At 68.3% G+C, this 2,600-nt stretch carries 2 protein-coding genes; both read left to right on the forward strand.

The features are described 5' to 3' along the window. On the forward strand, positions 1 to 220 hold a 220-nt coding region (locus ACLP9N_RS23610), incomplete at its 5' end, for a hypothetical protein (RefSeq protein ID WP_442409659.1). Continuing rightward, positions 217 to 2,600 (forward strand): ATP-binding protein (locus ACLP9N_RS23615; RefSeq protein ID WP_442409660.1); only part of this gene is annotated, 2,384 nt, incomplete at its 3' end. The genes ACLP9N_RS23610 and ACLP9N_RS23615, both read left to right, overlap by 4 nt.

A 2,600-nucleotide genomic window follows, 5' to 3' on the forward strand; every position in this document is an offset into this window, starting at 1 on the left:
CGACATTGCCGAAGCACAGGCCGCGATCGACACGCTGGCGGCGGTCCCGACCGACCCGGGGTTCGTCCTGCACGAACTGCCGCTGCTGCGGATGCGGGCCCTGCTGGCCCGCGCCCACGGCGACGACGACGCCTACCGGGACTATCGGGATCGCTACCGAGACATGGCGAAAACGCTTGGCTTCGAGGGACATATCGCGTGGGCCGAGGCAATGCCGTGACGGCGGCTACCCCATCGGGGGTGGTGACGTTTTTGTTCACCGATGTCGAGGGTTCGACCCGTCGGTGGGAGAACGACGCCGATGCCATGCGGGCCGCGCTGGCCGCCCATGACGAGGTGTTGCGCGGGGTGATCGAGGCGCAGGGCGGTTACCTGTTCAAACACACCGGTGACGGGGTGTGCGCCGCATTCGCCTCGCCCAGGTCCGCGGTTGATGCGGCGGTAGCCGCACAGCGTGCCCTGGAGTTGCCGGTGCGGATGGGGATTGCGACCGGCGAGGCCGAACTTCGGGAGGGTGACTACTTCGGTGCGGTGCTCAACCGCGCGGCGCGGGTGATGGCCGCCGGGCACGGCGGGCAGATCCTTGTGGCCGAGTCGACCGCGGGTCTGCTCAGCGGCGTTGATCTCATCGATCTGGGACCGCGCCGGTTGCGGGATCTGCCGACACCAATCGGGGTGTTCCAGGTACGAGCAGCAGGGTTACGCACGGAGTTCCCGGCCCTGCGGGCGCTGGATGCGAGTCCGGGGAACCTGCGGGCTGCGACCACGAGCTTCATCGGGCGCGAGTCCGAGGTCGCCGAGCTGCAAGCCGCGGTGAAGGCTCATCGGCTGGTCACGCTGACCGGGGTGGGCGGAGTCGGCAAGACCCGGCTGGCGCTCGAAGTAGCGGGGCGGCTGGTCGACGAATTCCCCGACGGGGTGTGGTTTTTCGAGCTGGCCGCGGTCACCGATCCGGCCGCGGTGCCCGACGCAGTGGCGGCAGTGCTGGGCATCACCCAACAACCCGGCCGCAGCGTGGCCGACAGCGTGGCCGCCGCCCTAGAGGGCAGGGTGCGGCTGTTGGTGTTCGACAACTGCGAGCACGTGCGCGACGCCGCGGCCGACCTGGTCGAAGCCATCCTCGCGCACTCGGCGACGGTGAGGGTCTTGGCTACCAGCCGCGAAGGTTTGGGGGTCGCGGACGAACAGTTGTGGCTGGTGCCGTCGCTGGACGTCGCCGCGGGTATCGACTCGGCAGCAGTGAACCTGTTTGTCGAACGTGCCCATAGCGTGGCCTCCCGATTCTCGGTGGGCGCACCTGACGAGGCGGCCGCGGTGGTGGAGATCTGCCGCCGCCTCGACGGGATCCCGCTGGCCATCGAATTGGCGGCCTCGCGGATGGCGTCGATGACGCCGATCGAGGTGCGTGATCGTCTCGATCAGCGGTTCCGGCTGCTGGTCGGCTCCCGCCGCGGACTGGAACGCCACCACACCCTGCGCCACGCCGTCGCGTGGTCCTACGACCTGCTCGACGAGCCGGAAAAGGTGCTGCTAGATCGGTGTTCGGTGTTCGCCGGTGGATTCGACCTGCACAGCGCCTGCGCCGTAGCGGGTTCCGATGATGACTTCGCCACCCTGGATCTGCTCGATGCCCTGGTGCGCAAGTCGCTGCTGGTCGCCGACCGGTCTTCGGGACGGACCCGGTTTGCGATGCTGGAAACGATCCGCCACTTCGCCGAGGAACAACTCGTCGCCCGCGGCGAAGCATCCCAGATTCGGGCCGCGCACTCGCGCTACTTCGCCGGACGCGAAGCCGACATCATGGCCCTGTGGGACGGCCCCCGCCAGCTTGCGGCCTACGACTGGTTCACTGCCGAGCTGGCCAATCTGCGCACCGCGTTTCGCTGGGCCGCCGACCACGGCGATCTGGATGTCGCCGCCACCATCGCCACCTATGTGGGGTTGCTCGGCGTAATGGTCGAAAATTTCGAGCCGATCGCCTGGGCTGAAGAGCTGATCGAGCCCGCCCGCGCGGTCGACCACCCCCGGCTGGCGTTCCTGTACGCGATTGCGTCGATGTGCTACACGACCGGACGGATCGAGGCGGCTGTCGGCTACAGCGAGGCTGGCCAGATCGTTCTCGGCAGGAGCCGCGATGCGCTGCCATACGGCATCGAAGCCGGGCTTGGAGCTGTATACCTAGCCATCGGGCAGCCCGAGCGGATGGCCGAGTTGTGCCGCGCCCAGCTCGCACGCCGCCGCGACACCCACGTCACCATCCGGTCATGGCTGGTTGTCGCCCTTGCAGTGGCCGGTTCCGGTGGGGAGGCGATGGATTGCGCGGATGGCCTCATCGAGGCTGCGAAGGCAACGGGCAACCCGTCCATGCTCGCGTGGGCGCTCGCTGCCTACGGTGCCGCTTTCCGTGACGCAGATCCCGTCCGCGCGCTGGAAGCCATGCGCCGGGGCCTGGTGATCGCGCAAGACAGCGGCAACCGCGCCCACGCGTCAGCCCAGGCGCTGATTCTGGCACGACTTGAGGCCGAACACGGCGACACCGTGTCCGCATTCGATCACCTCACTCTGACAATCCGCAACTGGCACAATTCGGGCGACACCAC

Origin of the sequence: Mycobacterium sp., from assembly GCF_052144515.1 — a bacterium.
Classification (GTDB): Bacteria; Actinomycetota; Actinomycetes; order Mycobacteriales; family Mycobacteriaceae; genus Mycobacterium.